This window comes from Nostoc sp. (assembly GCF_036916985.1).
GTDB lineage: Bacteria > Cyanobacteriota > Cyanobacteriia > Cyanobacteriales > Nostocaceae > Nostoc.
The window spans coordinates 81,063-101,399 of the sequence record NZ_JBALFD010000076.1; the positions used below are offsets into that span (position 1 = coordinate 81,063).

General features: G+C 41.2%; 20 protein-coding genes. 12 read left to right on the plus strand and 8 right to left on the minus strand.

The annotated features are described in order from the left end of the window. Window positions 1-377: 377 nt before the first annotated feature. Window positions 378-617: a hypothetical protein gene (locus V7L07_RS24825; RefSeq protein ID WP_104909601.1), complete on the plus strand. Its 240-nt coding sequence runs from the start codon at window positions 378-380 to the stop codon at window positions 615-617. A 65-nt stretch (window positions 618-682) separates the two neighbouring features. Here V7L07_RS24825 and V7L07_RS24830 read toward each other — a convergent pair whose 3' ends face one another. Both V7L07_RS24830 and V7L07_RS24835 read right to left on the minus strand, forming a co-directional pair. Continuing rightward, window positions 683-877 carry a hypothetical protein gene (locus V7L07_RS24830; protein WP_335061484.1) on the minus strand — a complete coding sequence of 65 codons (195 nt, stop codon included), beginning with the start codon at window positions 875-877 and terminating at the stop codon, window positions 683-685. Between the two features lie 105 nt (window positions 878-982). Next, window positions 983-1,876 carry a GTPase family protein gene (locus tag V7L07_RS24835; RefSeq protein WP_335061485.1) on the minus strand — a complete coding sequence of 298 codons (894 nt, stop codon included), beginning with the start codon at window positions 1,874-1,876 and terminating at the stop codon, window positions 983-985. Window positions 1,877-2,607: 731 nt separating this feature from the next. Here V7L07_RS24835 and V7L07_RS24840 point away from each other — a divergent pair. Further along, the gene (locus V7L07_RS24840; protein ID WP_335061486.1) at window positions 2,608-4,206 is read left to right on the plus strand and encodes an Hsp70 family protein; all 1,599 of its coding nucleotides are present in this window, start codon (window positions 2,608-2,610) and stop codon (window positions 4,204-4,206) included. A gap of 305 nt (window positions 4,207-4,511) precedes the next feature. Here the strand turns inward: V7L07_RS24840 and V7L07_RS24845 are convergent, their stop codons facing one another. The 3 genes from V7L07_RS24845 to V7L07_RS24855 form a co-directional block, all read right to left on the minus strand. Then, complete coding sequence (locus V7L07_RS24845) at window positions 4,512-5,030, minus strand: L,D-transpeptidase (protein ID WP_335061487.1); 519 nt, start codon at window positions 5,028-5,030, stop codon at window positions 4,512-4,514. Between the two features lie 371 nt (window positions 5,031-5,401). Further along, the gene (locus tag V7L07_RS24850; RefSeq protein WP_335061488.1) at window positions 5,402-5,917 is read right to left on the minus strand and encodes a L,D-transpeptidase; all 516 of its coding nucleotides are present in this window, start codon (window positions 5,915-5,917) and stop codon (window positions 5,402-5,404) included. 113 nt (window positions 5,918-6,030) lie between these two features. Continuing rightward, window positions 6,031-6,663, minus strand: a complete 633-nt coding sequence (locus tag V7L07_RS24855) for a bifunctional 4-hydroxy-2-oxoglutarate aldolase/2-dehydro-3-deoxy-phosphogluconate aldolase (protein ID WP_335061490.1) — start codon at window positions 6,661-6,663, stop codon at window positions 6,031-6,033. A gap of 273 nt (window positions 6,664-6,936) precedes the next feature. Between V7L07_RS24855 and V7L07_RS24860 the strand changes: the two genes are divergently transcribed. The 4 genes from V7L07_RS24860 (at window position 6,937) to V7L07_RS24875 (ending at window position 9,749) form a co-directional block, all read left to right on the plus strand. Further along, window positions 6,937-7,209: a hypothetical protein gene (locus V7L07_RS24860; RefSeq protein WP_335061491.1), complete on the plus strand. Its 273-nt coding sequence runs from the start codon at window positions 6,937-6,939 to the stop codon at window positions 7,207-7,209. A gap of 348 nt (window positions 7,210-7,557) precedes the next feature. After that, a complete protein-coding gene (locus V7L07_RS24865) occupies window positions 7,558-7,830 on the plus strand; it encodes a GlsB/YeaQ/YmgE family stress response membrane protein (protein WP_179068783.1) in 273 nt (90 codons plus the stop codon). Window positions 7,831-8,077: 247 nt separating this feature from the next. Further along, entirely contained in the window at window positions 8,078-8,440 is a 363-nt protein-coding gene (locus V7L07_RS24870; protein WP_335061492.1) for a ribosomal maturation YjgA family protein, read from the plus strand. 115 nt (window positions 8,441-8,555) lie between these two features. Next, window positions 8,556-9,749 carry an MFS transporter gene (locus V7L07_RS24875; RefSeq protein ID WP_335061493.1) on the plus strand — a complete coding sequence of 398 codons (1,194 nt, stop codon included), beginning with the start codon at window positions 8,556-8,558 and terminating at the stop codon, window positions 9,747-9,749. A 62-nt stretch (window positions 9,750-9,811) separates the two neighbouring features. Here the strand turns inward: V7L07_RS24875 and V7L07_RS24880 are convergent, their stop codons facing one another. Further along, a complete protein-coding gene (locus V7L07_RS24880; protein ID WP_334764496.1) occupies window positions 9,812-10,054 on the minus strand; it encodes a hypothetical protein in 243 nt (80 codons plus the stop codon). 541 nt (window positions 10,055-10,595) lie between these two features. Between V7L07_RS24880 and V7L07_RS24885 the strand changes: the two genes are divergently transcribed. The 3 genes from V7L07_RS24885 to V7L07_RS24895 all read left to right on the plus strand — a co-directional run bounded on the left by V7L07_RS24885 (window position 10,596) and on the right by V7L07_RS24895 (window position 13,304). Then, window positions 10,596-11,900 (plus strand): O-acetylhomoserine aminocarboxypropyltransferase/cysteine synthase family protein, encoded by a 1,305-nt coding sequence (locus V7L07_RS24885; protein ID WP_335061494.1) that lies wholly within the window; start codon window positions 10,596-10,598, stop codon window positions 11,898-11,900. 137 nt (window positions 11,901-12,037) lie between these two features. Further along, on the plus strand, window positions 12,038-13,117 hold the full coding sequence (metX, locus tag V7L07_RS24890) for a homoserine O-acetyltransferase MetX (RefSeq protein WP_335061495.1): 1,080 nt from the start codon (window positions 12,038-12,040) through the stop codon (window positions 13,115-13,117). A gap of 13 nt (window positions 13,118-13,130) precedes the next feature. Beyond that, window positions 13,131-13,304, plus strand: coding sequence for a hypothetical protein (locus tag V7L07_RS24895; protein ID WP_335061496.1), 174 nt, complete (start codon window positions 13,131-13,133; stop codon window positions 13,302-13,304). Between the two features lie 156 nt (window positions 13,305-13,460). On the opposite strand, the gene V7L07_RS24900 is transcribed toward V7L07_RS24895, so the two are convergent. Continuing rightward, window positions 13,461-14,426, minus strand: a complete 966-nt coding sequence (locus V7L07_RS24900; protein WP_335061497.1) for an RsmB/NOP family class I SAM-dependent RNA methyltransferase — start codon at window positions 14,424-14,426, stop codon at window positions 13,461-13,463. A gap of 163 nt (window positions 14,427-14,589) precedes the next feature. Here V7L07_RS24900 and V7L07_RS24905 point away from each other — a divergent pair, with 163 nt between their 5' ends. The 3 genes from V7L07_RS24905 to V7L07_RS24915 all read left to right on the plus strand — a co-directional run bounded on the left by V7L07_RS24905 (window position 14,590) and on the right by V7L07_RS24915 (window position 20,033). Beyond that, the gene (locus V7L07_RS24905) at window positions 14,590-16,008 is read left to right on the plus strand and encodes a DUF2157 domain-containing protein (protein WP_335061502.1); all 1,419 of its coding nucleotides are present in this window, start codon (window positions 14,590-14,592) and stop codon (window positions 16,006-16,008) included. Between the two features lie 176 nt (window positions 16,009-16,184). Then, a complete protein-coding gene (locus tag V7L07_RS24910; protein ID WP_335061498.1) occupies window positions 16,185-16,895 on the plus strand; it encodes a GDYXXLXY domain-containing protein in 711 nt (236 codons plus the stop codon). Window positions 16,896-17,522: 627 nt separating this feature from the next. After that, entirely contained in the window at window positions 17,523-20,033 is a 2,511-nt protein-coding gene (locus V7L07_RS24915; protein WP_335061499.1) for a CPBP family glutamic-type intramembrane protease, read from the plus strand. A gap of 162 nt (window positions 20,034-20,195) precedes the next feature. Here V7L07_RS24915 and V7L07_RS24920 read toward each other — a convergent pair. Further along, window positions 20,196-20,337: GMC oxidoreductase (locus tag V7L07_RS24920; RefSeq protein ID WP_335061503.1), on the minus strand; the 142-nt coding region annotated here is incomplete at its 5' end.

Sequence of the window (20,337 nt, forward strand, 5' to 3'; positions counted from 1 at the left end):
TATGCGGTATGGAAAAAAAAATGCATATTTATTTCGAGATGCGTAGCGCATATTTAATGCGTCCTTACTTCAATCCCCTAGATTTATCTATAGGGTTACTCTAAGCCGAGGTACTCAGCACTCCTGAATAACCTTGGTTTATCCAATTAGGCGGCATAAACCAGCTGACATTTGCTGCCCAGATGTGTAAAGTAGTTGACAGTGAACTACTATTTCTAACCTTTGACCAAATTTCAGATTTGGAATTTTGCTGAAGTAGTCCGGTTAAGCAGTTGCTCAAGTATGGAAAAATCTAAAATTCCTTATCTAGATTAAGTGTATTCACATATTGGATCAATTTAAAGTCTAAAATACAAAATTGAGTTAAACATCCATCTATGGCTAGAAAAACACAACGCCTTTTACTGCTAATTGTTTCTTGTAGTATCACTGGTGTAATTTTAGGAGGTACTGCTGGTTGGGCAGAAAGTAGTCTCTGCTTGGAAGACAGTAAGGTTACAAGTGAGTGCCTAACCCAAGATCCATTCCAAAAAACTATCCAAGGGATGAGTACTGGATTGTTAGCTGGGGCTGGGGCTGCTTTCGGTGCAGTATGGCAGTTACGGAATGAAGATTGAGTATGAATTCACTAACCTGGAGTTTCGGGTTAGATTAGTTTCTGTACGCGGTCAATCATTCTGATTTATGTGGCTTTGGAAGAATACCGATCTATTAATGCACGAGCAAATTTCTGGTGTTGTTCAGCTAAATGTTGAGGGTAGATGAACTTAGCATTGCCCATGAAGCGATACACCCAGCGACAAAACTCCTCCAGCGATCGCTCAGGAAGTTTAACAATATAATCTATGCAAGTAGGTTTGCTATGTGTCTTATTCATAAGTCTGGGTTAATCGCCTGGATTGGTGAAGGAAATAATCAGCTTTTTGGTCACTTCCGTTGTTTTATTGACGAGAGATCATGGGGTGAAATGAGCAGTGATACATCACCACCAGGGAAAATATTTTTTGGCAATAAAGTTGACTACCTTACCAACAATAGTTTCATCGTACAAAGAACCTGCCAATCTTCCACCATTTTTACCTACCTCTCCAAACAAAAATTCTCCGATTCCTTCTCCCCAAGCTTCAAAAAAACCTCTTTTTGCTTCCTCCTTTGATTTCTCTGAGCGATTTTCGTCTTTTACAGCATTCACAAAGCTTACCTTTTTCTCTTTGGGAATTGCATAGGTAATTATTTCTACAAGTGTTATTAAGTTATATTTCTCAGCACTAGATACAGGAATAACGGCTTTGCTGTTAATACCAAAGTTTTGAGCAACCAACTTCACCTTGGCATCAATATTTTCTTGTTGTTGATGCCCAGGAATACAGTTTTTCGTATCCCATTCCCTTAAGGGGTCAACTTTATCAACCTGGTTAAGGACAATAATAAAAGGCTTACCTTGTTCCAAGTGAGGCTTAAGAACATTGCAATAAAACTCTTCATCAGAACTAAAAGCTCTGTCGTCAGCTTTTATAACCCACAAAACTACGTCTAATTCTGGTAATTGTTCAGAATATAAAGCCTTATATTGTATATCTCGCTCTCTACCTTCTCCTACACCAGGTAAATCAACTAGTTTGATATTTCCTGAACTTAAACGTAATGAATATTCATCAGCTTCTCGTGTACAACTCTCAGTGTGACTGATAGGTGCAACATCTTTCCCAAAAAGAGCATTACAAAGGCTTGACTTCCCTACACCTGTCTTACCGAGAATGCCAATTTTTGGCTCATAATTAAACTTTTCAGAAATAAAAGATTTGATTTTTTCTGCTTGTTCCGGCAGTAGTTGGTTAAGCGGGTTGAATGCGCCGAGTATATCCTGGATATTCATGATGAAGTACACCATCCTAAAGAAGGGCTAGGTGTAGTATTCCCAAAACCTAGTTCTCTATCACGCTTGCGTATCAAAATGCATACATCTGATAAAAATGTCGGTAAATGTGAAACAAACGCAAGCCCCAGATTAACCCGTAAAGAGCGCGATGGCAGACTGACTATTTGGCATTGAGTCAAGATGGACGTATTTATCAATTGAGAAATATTTGCAATAAATCTTGAGTGGCTTGTCTTTTAACGAGAGAATAGGGATCGTAGCGCGGTAGACTGTCCATAATAAGACGCGTACACCGGACACTACCAGCAAGAATAAATGAGGTTGCCACCCCCAACTCGTCTACCCAACAAGCATTACAGGTCTAGAGAATACCTTGCACCAACGGAGGTGCGATCTCTTTTTATTGGGGCGATTTATGACATTTCAGCATCTGCGTGTGAAGTGAGTTTTAAGCACCTCATACCAATAAGAAAAAGACTGGAACTATGATAAAGCCTGCTGTTGAGTTTATTGCTCCTTTTATACATTTACAGCCAATGATTTCCATGCTTTCTGACAAGCCAATTGTCTAACTGTGCTAACACTTTGCTGCAACGGACTGAATCGATATCTGGGTTGGGATGCAAAGAAGCAAGGGTCTGGGCGCATTTGCATTTTTGGTGGGTTATGGAGAATAATCACAAAGAAAGCAGCTTTGGCCTCTTCGTGCGAGAGAATAAATATAAAATATGGCGATCGCAATCGATTTTGGTACTAGCAACACAGTCATTGCTCGTTGGAACCCCGTAACCCAACAGCCAGAAACCCTAACTCTACCAGGCTTATCAATTAAACAAAGTCTCAATCCGCCACTGATTCCCAGCTTGGTTTATGTTGAAGACGCAGCCCAAAATCAAGTTTTAGTCGGGCAACAAGTACGCGATCGCGGTCTTGATCTCAAAGGCGAAACGCGATTTTTCCGCAGCTTCAAACGCGGTATTGGTGCAAATATTCAAGGTTTCTTACCCGAACTAGATGGGCAAATTGTCACCTTTGAACAAGTAGGGCAATGGTTTCTCACCAAAGTAATTGAACAACTAGCACCCCTGGAAGGTGGGTTAGATTCTCTCGTGTTAACCGTACCCGTAGACAGTTTTGAAGCTTATCGTCACTGGTTGGGAAAAGTTTGTCAAGCTCTCCCCGTCGAACAAGTGCGAATGCTGGATGAACCCACAGCCGCCGCCTTAGGTTATGGCTTGGCAGATCAAGAAATTCTTTTGGTGATTGACTTTGGTGGCGGTACGTTAGATTTGTCCCTTGTGCGGTTAGATCAAGGTGTCCAAGCAACCACCAAACCGCTAGGATTTATCCTCAAGTGGGGTAATAAGTCTCTGGCTGAAGATTCAAAACAAAAAGTTAAAACTGCCCGTGTCTTGGCGAAAGCTGGGCAAAATCTGGGTGGTACTGATATTGATAACTGGTTAGTAGATTACTTTGCCAAAACTCAAGAACTGGCGGTAAGTCCTTTGACAACACGATTGGCAGAACGGGTAAAAATTCAGCTATCAACCCAAAACCAAGCGAGTGAAGTTTATTTTGATGATGAGACATTTGAAAGCTATGAACTGGAATTAAACCGCGATACTTTTGAAGATATCCTCAAAGAACACGGATTTTTTGAGTTATTGGATGAGTCGATGACAACACTGTTGCAGCAAGCAAAACGCCAAGGGATAGAACTTGCAGATATTAATGCCGTTTTGTTAGTTGGCGGAACAGTGCAATTGCCAGCAGTGCAGACATGGATCAAACAGTATTTTGAGCCAGAAAAAATCCGTTGCGAACGTCCCTTTGAAGCGATCGCTCAAGGTGCATTACAGTTAGCTCAAGGGATACAAATCAAAGACTTTCTGTATCATAGTTATGGTATCCGCTACTGGGATCGCCGCAATCAGCGTCACAAATGGCATTCTTTAATTAAAGCTGGACAGGCATATCCTATGAGTCAGCCTGTGGAATTAGTCTTAGGCGCTTCTGTGGAAAATCAGCCCAGCATTGAGTTAATTATGGGAGAATTGGGAGCAGATACAGGTAATACCGAAGTTTATTTTGATGGCGATCGCTTAATTACTCGCCGTATGGACAATAGTGAAACCAGCGTCAAACCCCTCAACGATCAAGAAGGTGCGAGGACAATTGCCCAACTCACACCAGCCGGATATCCTGGAAGCGATCGCATCAAAATTCTCTTTCAAGTTGATGAACAACGCTTTTTGCGAATCACCGTTGAAGACTTGTTAACGAATGACACTCTTTTGGAGAATCAACTCGTGGCACAGTTGAGCTAGATATGACGCACGCAGAACAGCAATCTTAGGGTGCGTTACACTTGGTAAACGCACCTGTCCATACATCCAGGTAAAAATTAGACATCTCCAGAAAAGAAAAAAGACCCCTCTCCAAACCTCTCCCCGAAACGGAGAGAGGCTTTAAAACCCCACTTCCCTTGTAGGGAAGGGGGGAAGGGGGGTTAGTCTGCGTGCAAATTTGTGGTCTCTAAATCTTTTCCGGAGATGTCTATTGTAGTAACGAACAATTCATCATCACGATAATTCGTAATTGAAATTCTTAATTACGAATTACGAATTACGAATTATTTCCGCACCACTACTAAAGTTCCCGTTGAAGCCCAGTTGTAAAGATCGCGAGCTTGCTTAACAGGTAAATTTACGCAACCGTGGCTGACTGGAGTTCCAAAACGCTTATGCCAGTAAGCGCCGTGGATGGCATACCCTCTGTAGAAATACATTGTGTAAGGAACATCAGGAATATTATAGTCCCTGCCTCGCATCCGGTGAGTACGATACTTAGAATTAATCCGAAATCTACCTATGGGTGTAGGAGTCGATCGCTTACCTCCAGAAATGCGGTATGAATGAACAAGTTTATTACCTTCCCATGCACGTAAAAGTTGCTCTGACAAGTCAATTTCAATCCAGCGGTTAATATTATTAGTGCTGTTTTGATCGACTGACGTGGCTGTTGCTGTAGTCGAGTTTGGTGTACCTGTTAACGGTGATGACCAAGAAAATAAAGTCACCACTATCAGCGCCACGCCTGTAAAAAAAGTTCCAGAAGAACGAATCCCAGCACTGCGAATCCAAGTTTGCATTATGTCTCATCTTCTAAACTACGCAAAAATCATGAAGTGAAGTAATTTTCTGGAACATGACAAATTTCCAGAGTGATTACTCGCTTTCTGTGGAGGATTTACGCAATTCATCTCTTATTTGTCATTTAAATTCCTAAATGCAAAGTTTTCCCTAATTCATATTTGCATTTTTAATTCCGCAGAGAAATTGTCAGGATTTACACTTATTTTTTTGGGTAAGTCGTTGAATACCCTCTTCTGTATTTTATTTCAAATTCAGTAATTCCGACTCCGAAGATTCCCAGCATAAAATCTTGCTGGGAATCACTTAATTGTGTTGATTTTTTGTTATTTATGATTTTACCTAAATTGCCTTCTAACTGCTTCACCTACTATTTCTGGATGACTATCGGTGTCCCTACTGATGCCCACTGAAATAGCCATTTTGCATGTTTGGGTGCGATATTCACACAGCCGTGGCTTACTGGAGTGCCAAATCTCTTATGCCAATAAGCTCCGTGAATAGCATAATTACCTTCGTAAAACATCGCATAAGGAACGTTGGGAACATCATAGTTTTCTCCCTGCATTCGCGTAGTTTTGAACTTAGATTGAATCTTAAAAGTGCCAACAAGAGTGGGAGTAGCTTTTTTACCAGAGGAAATAGCACTTCCATAAACTACTCTGTCACCTTCCCAAGCTATTAATCGTTGCTTTGAAAGATCAATTTGAATCCAGCGCTTATCTGATTGTTGTAATGTCTGGATTGTTTGTGCAATCACTTGATCTTTGGTATTCGCCCAAACTTCACTCGTCCCAGTAGTAGTAAAAACACTTAAAGACAGTGCTGTACCAGTTAGGAGTATTTGTAAGCGACGCACCCAGTCAGGATAAATTAGTCTTTTCATTTTAGATACACTCACACTCAAATTATGGGGTCTTGAGAAACTTATCAGGTTTCACGTTTATTTCCATATCTATCACTTTAATAGACGTGAATTTTTGATGATTTGATTCTAAGTTAACCTAACTGTTGCATGAGGTTTTTTGCCTGAGTTACGATCGCTTGCCAATTTCCTTCTGTGACAAGCTTTTTGGGAAATAATTCACCGCTCAAACCAACAGCGATCGCTCCAGCTTGCAAAAATTCTTTGGCATTTTCGAGAGTCACGCCGCCAGTTGGAATTAAGGGAATCTGACCTAGTGGCCCTTGCAAACTTTTGATATAGTCAGCACCTCCTACTGCTTGCACGGGAAACACTTTTACACAACTAGCCCCCTGACTCCAGGCGGTAAAAATTTCTGTAGGTGTTAACGCTCCTGGTATAATAGGCACATTTTTTTCTTGTGCTGCTTGAATCATTGCTGGATCAACGTGGGGTGTGAAAAGGAATTGCGCCCCAGATGCGATCGCATCTTGTAGCTGCTGCACATTGAATAGTGTACCAGTGCCAATGATACAGGTTGGTAATTCCGAACGTAGTTGACTGATTAATTCCCCAGCGCGATCGCTATTCCAGGTAATTTCAATTAGCTGCATTCCCCCAGATGCTACAGCCATTGCCATTTGCTCTCCCACTTCGATTTTAGGGGCGCGGATGACTGCGATCGCTCGGTGTTTTTGCAACTGTGATAACCAAATTTGATTAGGCATTTTGATTGGGGACTGGGGATTGGGGATTAGGGATTGGGGATTGGGGATTGGGGATTAGGGATTGGGGATTAAGGACTAGAGAATAGTTGTAACTTTAGTAAATACCTAATTTTCAATACTAATGCCCAATGCCCAATGCCCCATTCCCAATCCCCTTAAAACTTGCTTCTTGCATCAAGCTATGAGATATTAGATACAAAGAACAGTAAATCTATCGGCTTGCCGTATTTAAAGTTAAATATCTCAGCGTTTGGGTCTAAAGGAGTAATTAAAATGACAATTGCACAAGAAAGCACAGCAGCATCCTTACCAATCACCATTCACGATACCGAAAGCATTGATATAGCCAGTCTGTGGAAGCTTGTGCAACTAAGTGCAAATAGATTTTGGTGGCACACTAAGGCATATACAACGATTCTGGGCGTCATACTGCTAACCTTGGTAAGTCTGATTTTTCTAAGTATGCATTGGTCTTACCGCAGACTGTTGCCATTTGCCAGCTATCGAGTCATTGGTAGTAATAATGGCATAAGCAATCAAAATTAAGAGCGAGACATGAACTTGCCCCTCGTCTCGATCGCCTATCCCACTTCCTTTACATTACTTTAGAGACAGTCTCTAAAAACTCAGCTTAATTCTTCTAGTAGAGGAGAGAGCTAATTAAAAATGCATATACTGCAATTACCAAGCAATAGTTTGATAAGCCCCTAGTTAAAGACCTACTAGGAGCTTTTTTTAATTGACTACCTCAATGGGGTTATGTATCAAAAAGCTCAATAGCAATTAAACTATTCCTTATGGATATTCATAATTAATTCTGATGATAGATTGAGCAAAAAATGAAAATAGTTAATATATGTTTGTAAGTCAAAAACGTTTACCCAACTAATAACAATGAATATTCTTGCTTGGATTGTTTTAGGTCTAATTGCTGGTGCGATCGCAAAGGCTATCTACCCTGGTCATCAAGGCGGCGGAATTCTCGGAACCATATTGTTAGGAATCATTGGTGCTTTTGTTGGTGGTAGTTTAGGGATATTCTTCAGTACGGGAACCTTAGCTCTAGCAGCACCTACTTTTAGCATTCCAGGTGTCGCAGTAGCAGTTCTCGGTGCAATTGTCGCAGTTTTCTTGTGGAACTTGTTAACCAACCGCAGTGCTGTATAAAAATAAAATTGCGGACAATCAGCAACAAAGATTTAGCAAATTCATTTAACTATTTTTAACTGTGAATTAAATTAAAAAATAGCGCCCCCCTAATTATAGGTAGGCGTTATTTTTTTGTTATTCTCATTCTCTAACGATCACAATCTCGATAGCGCAGCGTTAGCGACGCAGGAGCGTCTGACTCGCTACCGCTTCGCTATCGGATTGCTATAGTCAAATAGGTATTTTTTGAGAGCTATTGATTGCTATGTTGATCTTCAATAAAAAATATTTCTACTTCACAGCTATACTATTTTTGATAGAGGTATGTATTGCGGTTTTTGTAAATGAGAGTTTTATCCGTCCTTTTATTGGTGATGTTTTAGTAGTTATCCTAATTTATTGCTTTGTCAGAACCTTTTCAAATATACACTCATCCATCGTTGCTTTATCAGTTTTTACATTTTCTTGTACTATAGAAATTCTTCAATATTTTAATTTTGTAAATACTTTAGGATTGCAAAAATATAAGATTTTGGCTGTTGCCTTAGGAAGTGTATTTGATTGGAAAGATATCATCGCTTATGGAATAGGTACTATAACAGTTCTATGGTTGGAAAATAGAACATGATTATCAAAAGGATAAAAACCGTATGTGTGCTGTGTCACAACGATCGCTGTATCTTATTTTGTCTTCAACCACAAATGACATACAATGAATCCCTAAAACAAAGTTTTTATAGAAAGTGGACAGATCAGCAAAGGATATAGCAGGAAAAACACCTGTCTCATTAGGATTGTTGGGCGCTGCTGCCTTTATGGTGATTGCCGATGCACGGGTAATTGACCCCCTGTTGCACATCATTGCTGACGATTTTAAAGTCGGTGTTGGCGTTGCTGCGGTGATTATCTCGGCATATACGATTCCCTACGGGCTATTTCAATTAGTTTATGGGCCACTAGGCGATCGCATCGGCAAACTTCAGGTAATTACAGTCGCATTGGCGGCATTTGCTGTAGGTACGGCTGTTTGTGCTTTTGTGTCAAATATCGTCTTACTTACCTTGCTGCGGTTTCTCACAGGGATGGCTGCTGCTGGGGTAATCCCCGTCACCCTAGCTTATATTGGTGACAATTTTCCTTATGAAGAACGTCAAGCTGCGATCGGCAAGTATTTAAGTGCCTTAGTACTAGGTCAAATTCTTGGTGGTAGTTTGGGCGGCATCTTTGGAGAATATATCGGCTGGCGTGATATCTTTCTCCTATTTGGGATCGTCTCCCTTGTCATTGCTGGACTTCTATGGCGTGAGACGCGCCATCTGGCTGATAGCCAACGTTCCCAAGGTCAGGGTAGGATAACATTTAGACCTTATTACCAACTATTGACCCAACCGATCGCCCAGACTGTGATTGTGGGGGTGTTTGTGGAAGGCTTTTGCTTATTTGGAGCATTTGCTTACGTTGGGGCATTTCTGCGCGATCGCTATACTCTAAGTTATGTAACGATCGGGTTTATGCTCAGTAGTTTTGGATTAGGTGGACTAATTTACAGTCGCTCAGTCAAATGGTTAGTCAGGCGACTGGGTGAAATTGGTTTAATGGGCGTGGGCGGAGGTTTGATGTGTATCAGCTTCTTAGCGATCGCATTATTCCAGAACTGGATACTTTTTATCCCCTTGAGTATTTTAATGGGATTGGGCTTTTATATGATGCACAGCACCCTCCAAACCCAAGCCACTGAGCTAGCCCCCGAAGCACGAGGTACTGCTGTTTCATTGTTCGCCTTCAACCTGTTTGTCGGACAAGGAATCGGTGCAGCAGTATTCGGTAGAATTGTAGATAACTTCGGCTACATTTATTGTTTTATTAGCGCTGGTGTAGTGATCGCTCTCCTCTCGGTTTGGCTAGTCTTGCGGAAGCAAAACATCAATGAAAGCTAAGATAATGCTTATGAAGTATTAATTAATACTCTTGCTTGGTATGCAAAGTTGAATTCCCTTAGTTAACCTTTGGGGCGATCGCAATGATAAGGATAAAGCCACTCACACTTGAAAAGTCCGTAAGTGTGTTTTTCAAAAAAGGTTCCAGCGTGGCGTCCAGGTGATATGTCAATCCCAGCCTTGGTTTTAATTTCGTACAGCCAAGGAAAGGCTAGGACTAAAACAGTAATGATACCAAAGATGTAGACAAGCGTGGTTTTAATTTTGGGCAATCTTCGGGAATTGCTGTTGTGGTTTCGAGGCATAGATAGTAAGAGTGAAAAACTAACCATCAATCTTAGCTGAAAGCTGAAAATGTCGTCTGAAGCAGAGATCAATATTTTCTGTTTCCAGATAAAGTTATCGCCCAGATTTGCTCCTTAACAAAAAGTTTTAGATCCAAAGACAACGTCAATAGTTGTACTCTCAAGGCTAAAGCCACTGAGTACAGCCCACCACAAAAAGAGTATGGAATTTAATGATTCGTAGGTTGGGTGGAACATAGTGAAACCCATGATAAACCCTCGATATTTCCGAACCTTTTTTACGGTCACGTGTACTGAGATTTTATAGACAAGTTAGAGAAGTTAGAGAACTCCAAGAAATAAATTATCCAATCTTGTGGGGTGGGCAACATGAGCGCCCAGTTTAATTCCCATTCCCTAACTTGTTATGTTAAAGATGGGAAATTCTAAACGCGACCAGTTAAAATACGGTAAGCCTTGTAAATTACCGTTGATTAATCCAACACAACACTCAATTAGTATTATTACTAGTTTGTATAATTGGAAACTCAAATAACTGCTTATGTCTGAACAATATCGTTTTGAAACTCTGCAAGTTCATGCTGGACAAGAGCCGGCTCCTGGAACGAATGCTCGTGCTGTACCGATTTACCAAACGACTTCCTACGTTTTTAATGACGCCAACCACGGAGCGCGGTTATTTGCTCTCCAGGAATTTGGTAACATTTACACCCGAATCATGAACCCGACGACGGATGTATTTGAAAAGCGGATTGCTGCCTTAGAAGGGGGTGTAGCAGCATTAGCAACCGCTAGTGGTCAGGCGGCACAATTCTTGGCAATCACTACCATCGCCCAGGCTGGGGATAATATTGTTTCCACTAGTTTCTTGTATGGGGGAACATATAACCAGTTTAAAGTAGCTCTACCACGTTTAGGTATTAATGTCAAGTTTGTTGAGGGAGATGAGCCAGAAAGCTTCCGTCAGGCGATCGACGATCGCACGAAAGCGTTATATGTTGAAACCATTGGCAATCCTCAATTCAACATTCCCGACTTTGCAGCTTTAGCTCACATTGCCCACGAAAACGGCATACCTTTAATTGTGGATAATACCTTTGGTGCTGGTGGGTATTTAGCTCGACCAATTGAATATGGTGCAGACATTGTAGTGGAATCTGCAACTAAATGGATTGGTGGGCATGGTACTTCCATTGGTGGCGTAATTGTTGATTCGGGTAAATTTGACTGGGGTAACGGCAAATTCCCTCTATTTACTGAGCCAGCACCCGGCTATCACGGGCTAAATTTCCAAGAAGTGTTTGGCCCTAATGGAACATTTGGCAACATTGCCTTTATTATTCGCGCCAGAGTTGAAGGGTTACGAGATTTTGGCCCATCCTTGAGTCCATTTAACGCCTTTCTGTTACTGCAAGGATTAGAGACTCTCTCCCTACGTGTAGATCGTCATGTGAGTAATGCTTTAGAATTGGCTCAGTGGTTAGAGCAACAAGAGCAAGTCTCTTGGGTTAATTATCCCGGACTTCCTAATCATCCGTATCATGAACGAGCGAAAAAATATCTCCGACATGGCTTTGGGGGAGTTTTAAATTTTGGCATCAAAGGTGGACTGGAGGCAGGTAAAACTTTTATTAATCATGTAAAACTGGCGAGTCATTTAGCAAATGTTGGTGATGCGAAAACTCTCGTTATTCATCCTGCTTCAACAACCCATCAACAGCTAAGTGATGACGAACAGCTTTCAGCAGGAGTGACACCCGATTTAGTGCGAGTATCAGTAGGAATTGAACATATCGACGATATCAAAGAGGATTTTCAGCAGGCATTCCAACAAGTTAGGATTTAGTTCTCAATAAATTGGACATGGGGCATTGGGCATGGGGCATGGGGCATTGGTTATTTCCCCCTTGTCTCCCCCATCTCCCCCAGTCTTTTTATTCAATTTTGAATTTTGAATTGATTTCTCCCCACTCATCGATAGATATGATCTACTCAGACTTCATCTCACCGCAAACCCAGTTTTACCAGTTGACGGAGCCATTTCAACTAGAAGGGGGCGAAACATTAACTGGGGTTCAGGTTGCTTATCGCACTTGGGGACAGTTAAATGCTCAAGGTGATAATGGAGTACTGATTTGTCATGCTTTAACTGGTTCGGCTGACGCTGATGATTGGTGGGAATCTTTGTTTGGTTCAGGGAAAGCTTTTAATCCAGAACGCGACTTTATTGTGTGCAGCAATATCTTGGGAAGCTGTTACGGTACAACTGGGCCAACTACTATCAACCCCATAACCGGAAACCCTTATGGTGTATCCTTCCCTGAGATTACAATCCGAGATATAGTTCACCTGCAAGCTGTACTACTAGAATACTTGGGTGTTCAATCTCTGCGGTTTGTAATTGGCGGTTCTCTCGGTGGAATGCAAGCATTAGAGTGGGCATTATTATATCCCCAAAAGGTGAAAGCGATCGCACCTATTGCTGTTTCTGGCAGGCATTCAGCTTGGTGTATTGGATTAAGTGAAGCCCAAAGACAGGCAATTTATGCCGATCCAAACTGGCAAGGAGGGAACTATACCCTGGATGCGCCCCCAAATCAGGGATTAGCAGTGGCGCGGATGATGGCGATGTCTACTTACCGTTCTTGGGATAGTTTTACAAGCCGCTTTGGACGGGAGTATGATGCATCTAAGCAGTTTGCTATAGCCAGTTATTTACAGCATCAAGGTCAAAAGCTCACAGAACGATTTGATGCCAATACTTACATTACCCTCACCAACATAATGGATCGCCACGATATCGCACGCGATCGCACAGTTGCTAATTTATCAAATTATGAATCTGTTCTGCAAAGCATCCAGCAACCGACTTTAGTTGTCGCCATTGATTCTGACATCCTCTATCCTCCAGTGGAACAAGAAGAATTGGCAAATTTAATCCCTAATGCTCAACTGGCGTGGCTGAAGTCAACCCACGGGCATGATGCATTTTTAATTGATATGGCTGCATTGAATGAAGCGATCGTCTCTTTTCGACAAAATTTAGAGTTATCAGCCTCTTAACTGGGTTCTGGGGTTGAATGATCAAGTTGAAAAGGCGATCGCAACTTTAGCTATTGGGTTTATCAAGAGAATTTTTGGAGTGGCGACAGTCGCGGGAGTTGAGATTTTGCGACAGCGCCAACTGAAAGATAGTGTAGCAGATTTTGAGTGTGTATCTGAGCGCGTTGAGGGACACGTATTTTTGTAGCTAATACCAATTCTTTATGAAGCTGCATAGAATTCGATTCCCCCTAGCCCCCCTTAAAAAGGGGGGAACCAGAAAAACGTCTATCAAAGTCCCCCTTTTTAAGGGGGATTTAGGGGGATCAAGATATCTGCAACTTCACATTAAATTGGTATAACTTTATTTCTTTATGTTTTGGTAAATATACAGCGAAGATATTGTATTTAAATCTGCTTTTTGCGGCTCGTCCCCATTCTCATTAGTATTTTTAAACAAGACTGTAAATGCACCAGCACCTAACCTATCTTGAGGAAACATCCGATAACAAGGCATCGTAGTTAAATGCGATTGATATTGATCTAAAAGGCTAATTTCTATCGCTTGAAAATTGGGGAAGCGTTCTAAAAACCATTCACAAACTTGCTCATTTTCTTCGGGAGAATATGTACAAGTCATATACGCAAGATAGCCTTGTGGTGAAACCAGTTTAGCAGAGTTAGCTATAATCCGCTTTTGTCGATTTGCACTCTTGTTAATAGCAGTTGGGTGAAAACACCCAGGTGCTTTTTCGCCTTTAGCAAGTAAAGATTGTCCGGTACAAGGGGCATCTACAATTACTAAATTGCTAGAGCCGGGAAACATTTGGGCAAATATACTCGAATCTCTATTAACCACTGCACTAGGATTAATTTGGCAACGCTTCAAATTAGAAATTAGCATTCCCAGACGTTTGCCAATAACTTCATTACTGATGAGTAATTCAGGTTGTAAAGCTCTCCAAGCAAAGATACTTTTACCTCCTGGTGCGGCACACATATCAAAAACTACATACACTGACTGAGAAATAGCTAACAAAGTAGTAGCTGCAAACACCGAAGAAAAATCTAAACAATAGAAATATCCTTTTTCATGGAGAGGATGTTGACCAGGTTTTTCTCCCAGAGATAAGCGGTCTATAAATTGTGGTTGCCAGGAGGTTGGTGTTTCTACTACCAAAGGCGAAATATCTGGCTTTTCTTGACACCAAAGAATACTAGGTGAAAAAGGCTGAGGATTCATTAAAGCCTCGATAAATTTTTCTTGCTCATCGAGATTAGCGAACAAACGCCGCGAGACTTTAAGTAATAAATTAGAAGGTTTTTCCATGTAAATTACGAATTACGAATTACGAATTAGTACGTTGTATCTGAATCAAAATCAAACTGTTACACAAGAACAATGTAATTAAGGCTTTTGGCTTCATACTCAAAATATAATGACCGCCATTGGGATCGCAATGGCCAAGCTACCCACTGCACCGGAGAAGGTCATGTTCTTAGATAGTTTTCAGGAAAAATTACGCAAACAAGCACAACTATGGAGGGATGAAGGATTAATTAGTTCTTCGCAGTATGAACAGATAGCAGAACGTTATCAATTTAAAAACCTGGAAGCTGCTGCACGCGATCGCAACAAAGCGATCGCAATTGCTATCGGCAGCATACTATTATGCTTAGGCATAATTACCTTTGTATCAGGAAACTGGCAGGGAGGATCGCGAGAAGTCAAATTTATTTTGATGATGAGTTTGTTCTTTGCGATCGCAATTACTGGATTTTACAGTTGGAGACCACCTGAAGGCAAGAAACCAGAGCGAAGTAAACGCCTACTGGGAGAGGGATTGCTAATTTTAAGCGCCTTCATCTTCGGTGCAAATTTACTGCTGATGGCCCAGATGTTCAACATCATTGGTTCAGCTTCCCAACTGTTTCTCGCCTGGGGGTTCGGTGTTGTGGTTATGGCCTTCAGTCTGTCCTTAAATTCTTTAGGAATTCTGTCAATTGTCCTCGTAGAAATTGGCTACTGGACTGGACTAGAAGACTTATGGTACGCTTCTGGTGAGTTAACTTGGTCGCGGCTAGTAGTACAGCATCTACCTTTGTTGGCATGGCTAGTATTTGTACCCTTAGCCTACTTCTGTCGATCGCGTTGGATTTTTGGTCTAGCAGCCCTTGTCTTTGCTAGTTCCTTACAAGCTAACCTTAATCCTCTGCCACTGCTAAATTATGCTGATATAGCCCCTTGGGTGGCATCTTTTGCTTTTGCACTCCCATCTGCATTATTCTGGAGTTATGATGATTTACTGTTTCCAACCATAAATTATAGATTGTTTCAATCTCTAGCCCGTAATTTAGCGTTGGTAAGCTTCGGCATCGTCTTTTACGTTCTGTCTTTTCGTTGGGTCTGGGAATCTCCTGATTATAGTTATAATCAGCCAACGAATTTGACAAACTTATTTGAGTCTCTGCCGATTATCGATTTGGGGATTCTCAGCGGCTTGGCGGTATTGCAATGGTTGTTTCTACTGCGCCAAAGAAATAACCCTCCGCGCCGCGAAGTGATTTTCACGACTGCTGTCATTAGTACATTTCTTGTCTTTATTGCAATCGTGCCTTTTTGGCATCAAACTATCAGCCGGATTGATGAACTTGGCATTTTTATTTTCAATGTACTTCTTGCAACATTAGCCTGGGGACTAATTCAAGAAGGATTGAAATTAAGCAACAGAAGTTCCTTTTGGGGCGGTATGCTGTTAGTAACACTGCAAATTATCAGTCGCGTCCAGGAGTACGACACCGACTTACTTTTTAAGTCGCTAGTCTATGTCCTGTGCGGTTCTGCTTTAATTAGCGCTGGACTCTGGTTTGAACGCCGCCTACCTGGTGGTAGCTCTACAAGTAAAAAGTAGGGCAAATTTTAGATTTTGAATTTTAAATTTTGGATTGAATAAAAATCTAAAATCTAAAATCTAAAATCCAAAATTCTGAAATCTCTGTGCGTCAAAATTTTTAAAGTTTCTCTGCGTCAGTCCTAAGCTCGTTACTTTTGAACTCCTCAAGACCTCTGCTTTTTAGGACTACGCTCATGACTAATACCTCTTCTGAATCTAAGAATAAACCCTTGTCTCCTGAAGCCGAATTTTCTAGTAAGGTGACTTTTCGGGATTACTTGATTGCAACTGAACAAAAATCGAATAAGCCCTTACCTTTTTGGCGGTTACTAGCTCCCCTGGCGCTGCAAACAGGGTTAATTATGGCAGTACCAGCCCAAGCGGTTTATACAGATGTGACAGGTAAAACGGTGATTTTGCAAACCGTACCTGTAGACCCTAACAATGTGCTAGAAGGTAACACCTTAGCCTTAGATTACAACATATCCCGGACATCAACTTTAAGTAGACTACCTGGCTGGCAAACACTAGTCAGCAAAGGTCGTGGAAGTGGCAGAAGATTGCCTGAAGGAACCAACATCTACGTGACTTTGCAAGAGCAACTATCCACTGGTCGTGGTGTTCCGAGAGCTTGGAGACCGTTACGAGTCAGTAGCGATCGCCCCACAACTCTTAGAGCCAACCAGGCAGCCTTAAAAGGTGTTTATCAGGATGGCTCTGTTAACTACGGCTTGGAAACATATTACATCCCAGAAAACCAACGGCAGCAGATTCGGAACGACTTGCAAGCCCAACGCGTCCGCAGAGGACAAGTACCGCCCATTGTGGTGAAGGCGAAAGTCGATCCACAAGGTAAGGCAGTACCAGTTAGTATGTGGGTGCGCGATCGCAACTATCGCTTTTAAGCTGTTAGGCAAATAAACACTGCATGTTCACACGCCAAGTTTGTCTCCAAAGTTCTGAGCGCCGATTTCCGACGCTCAGAACTTTCTGTTTGTCATTCATTTGGTGAAAAAGAATGTAGAGACGCGATAAATCGCGTCTTCAAAGACCAATTCTCTACACCAATAACCCTTAAAGCGTATTGTCACATATCGCCCAATACACTTGTAGAGACGGCGATTTATCGCGTCTCGAAAACCCAAGCGTATTGATATATCGCCTACATTTAGGATGAAATAGTCCTGGATTAGAGACTTCCAAGAAATAAATTATTCAATCTTGTAGGGTGGGCAACACGAGTGCCTTTGGTTAACGTGAGTTCGACAGACCTCTCCCTGCCTTGAACTAAAGTTCAAGGCTGTCCCTCTCCGACTCGGAGAGGGACAGGTTTTGCGTAGTAAAACCTTCTTAGAGGTCTTTTGGGTGGACATGATATGACCAGTCGAACTCACGTTTGGTTACTGGGTTCTCGTATCGCCCACCCCACAAGAATTAGTTGAGTCTTTTTTATTTGTCAGTCCTTTACAGCATAGACTCAAAACAATATATTTAGAGTAAGATTATCAGCAACTAAAACTTGTTGATAATATATGATTTTTCGTGGATTGAGTCGAAAAGCAAAGCTACTATTTACGATATTCTTACCGCTAGCGTTCATCGCAGTAATTGTGATATGGCAACTTTCCTCAAGACAACCCCAGTTAGTACAGCAAGAAAGCAATTACGCGATTCATATTCAACAAAATTTTAATCAATCTGGTTTTTATCCCATTACCAAAACTCCATCTGCAAACCTTTATAAACCTATTGGCGATTGGGTAGGAAGGTTAATTTTACCAACTACACAGCAATTACAAGATAGTTTAGATTGGGTATGGATAGAAGTGCAATATGCACCACCTACAGCACAAAATTTGGTAGGTAAAATTGTACGTTTGGAGTGGAAAAAGAATAAAACTTTGCTTGCTTTGGATCGAGCGGTAACACGAGATATAAATTTCACTTCAGAAGTGATTAAAAGTCAAAAGCAAGGGAACATTCATCCTTCTCGACTAAATAGAGTTCGTCAGGTAGGGATTTTACGCTCTTTGGCTGGTGCAAATCCTGTTGATGAAACAATCGTTGCTTTAGATGCAGGTACAATCATTGATGCAAGTCAAGAAAAATATATTTTGCAAATTGAACGCGAACCTATTTTAGCAACTGGTAGATTTTATGGGCTGGTAAAAATAATTAAACCGATACAATCTAGCTCCAAAACTATTTTATTTCCTAAAGAAAAGCAGTATGGCAATTATTTTTTGGTAAAGCATTATAACCTGAATTCAAATAAGTTTGATGGTCTTGAAGAAACTATTCGTATTCCCCAACAAGTAATAGATAAGCGGAATTTTGCTCCTTCAAGTTCGCAGCAAATCGAACAATCACCTGCGGGCGAGGCTGGATGGTATATTTATGGCGCTGCTGATGCAAAGGGAGTATTTACAGTCAGCGCCCTTGCACCTCGTTCTCTATTTCAAATTCAACCCCTTCAAATTATTACTGGTGAGAAATTAGGGCTAAATTACATCCAAGAAGTAAATTGGCGAAATACCGAGAAAAATAAAGGTAAATTCAATACTGTATTATTAAAATCTGTAGAAACACAAAATTCACATAATCAATCTGTATCAAAATGGCAAGAAGGCAATAAAGCTATTGTCCTACACTTATTTGGTGGAATTGGCGGACGTAAAGCTGAACCAGTGGAAGTCCCTTATACTATCACCGGACATTTTGCTTTTGGAATTGCAGAAGTTATCCGTGACGAGTTTACTAACGAATTACGCTTCGAGACTAAATACCACCAAATTTATGCCCATAACCCTGATGGAATTATTGCCGGAACGCATACATGGGCTGATTATATGGGTAATTTACAACGTGGTTGGCTGGCAACACGTCCAGTATCAGATATTCTCATCAAATTCGACCCGGTAACGCAAGATTATGATTTTGATGGGATTAAACTTTCGCCTTTAGAAGAATTTCAGCAACAATTACAGGTAACAATGGCACGTTATCGGGTTGGTGATGGAACTGGTGGCGCAATGGTATCACCTGCTACCTCATGTGTCCAAGACGCAAGCCAAGCACTTTATGCGGCAATACTGGCAATTAAAAACCAAGTTGCTACAACTCCTCAAATTCAAACTTGGGTACGCGCTAACCCCAATCACCCACAAACATTACGCTTTCAGCAGCTAGTTGAATTAGGTAAATCTTTAGAACAACAATTAGCACCCTTGGGTATAGTTCGCGCTGATTGGCGCAGTCAAGCAGGTATACTCGCAGGTACAGGCATAGGAAAAACGACGCAACCATTTGAAGATCGTAGTATTTGGGCTGGTTTGACAACATGGCGAACAATCATGCCAAAACAAGCACACGACGATCTCGCCACAATATTTTTAAAACATGGTGCGATTATGCAAGTACTGCGAACCAATCAAGTAGGTGGTTGGCAACCTAATATTACACCCATTGCACCAACAATACTTTTGGGACAACTTAAGATTCCTTTTACCGATATTTCACCACTTTCAATTATTTTAAATCGCGTTTTAGCGTCCTTGGCAGTTCCGACAATACAAGATTGGTTAGTTATAGTTGTGATGCTGATAATTTACAGTATTATTGCCCTACCCTATGGTTGGAAATTTGGATTTTTAAATATACAAATTTGGTCTGCAAGTTGGATTGATAAATGCTTGTTAATATTGCGTTGTTTATTTTTACCTGCGATTCTTGAAGAACTCTTTTTTCGCGTTTTTTTGCTTCCTCATCCTAGCGAAATCACCAATTGGTTCCGATGGGGTTTGTGGGTAATAGTGAGTTTATTATTATTTATTTTATATCATCCATTGAATGCTAAAATCTTCTTTAAAGCTGGAATTCCCACATTTTATGATCCTGCTTTTCTGGTTTTAGCTGCATTTTTGGGAATTATATGTACTGCTGCATATATCCTCACAGGATCTTTGTTTGTAATAGTTTTAATTCACTGGGTTGTTGTAGTAGTTTGGTTAATTCTTTTTGGGGGAATCAGGAAACTTAGTTGAAGAAGGCAGAAGGCAGTCCTGATCAAACAAGTTTCACAGCCTTGAATGAAAGAATGACTGGGGACTGGGAACTGGGGACTGGGAACTGGGAACTAGTATTTTTACTCAGCACTCAGCACTCAGCACTCAGTACTGAGTATGGTAAAAAGGCTTGCAAAAGCGTTAATTCACCTTGGTACTCTTGCTTTGAAATGTGTAGCCTGCGGCTCTAATTAAGTCGGCTGCCTTTTCACCAATCATGATGGTGGCTGCGTTCGTATTTCCAGATAAAATGGTTGGCATCACGGAGGCATCGACAACGCGC